The 544-nt window shown below is 43.4% G+C and carries 1 protein-coding gene; it reads left to right on the top strand.

What is annotated here, in order from left to right; genetic code table 11:
- The coding region (locus M2R48_RS21210) for an Ig-like domain-containing protein (RefSeq protein WP_262087602.1) at positions 1 to 544 on the top strand (544 nt) is incomplete at both ends.

Here is a 544-nt window from a genome sequence, read left to right as displayed (position 1 = left end):
TACAGCGCGAGTAGAAGATGCGGCGGGTAACCAAGGTTCGGTATCGAACAACTATGCGATTTCTGTAGATACCAGTGGTTCAAGTCAATCTGTACAAATCTTGTCTGTAATAGATGACTTTGCTCCGCAAACGGGTGTTGTTGCCAATAATGGTGCAACAAATGATACGACACCGCAATTAACAGGTTCAATTTCAACAGCACTTACAGGTACAGAAACAGTTGTAGTATTACGTGATGGTGTGGTGATTGGCACAGCAACAGTTACAGGTACAACATGGACTTTTAATGACAGTGGATTAAGTAACGGCAATACTTATGTATATACAGCGCGTGTTGAAACAGCGGGTGGTAACCAAAGCCCAGCATCGTCAGCATATACAATTACTGTTGATACTGTAGCGCCAACACAAACCACAACGATAACAACAGTTGTTGATAACGTTGCCCCAGGTTTAGGAAATGTTGCCAATGGTGCTTTCACCAATGATGACACGCCAGAAGTCCAAGGTACGATTAGTGCTACATTGGGTTCAGGTGAAGTT

Origin of the sequence: Acinetobacter sp. I-MWF (genome assembly GCF_025433935.1) — a bacterium.
In the GTDB taxonomy this organism is placed as follows: Bacteria; Pseudomonadota; Gammaproteobacteria; order Pseudomonadales; family Moraxellaceae; genus Acinetobacter; species Acinetobacter guillouiae.
This window is presented reverse-complemented; position numbering and strand designations above follow the sequence as displayed.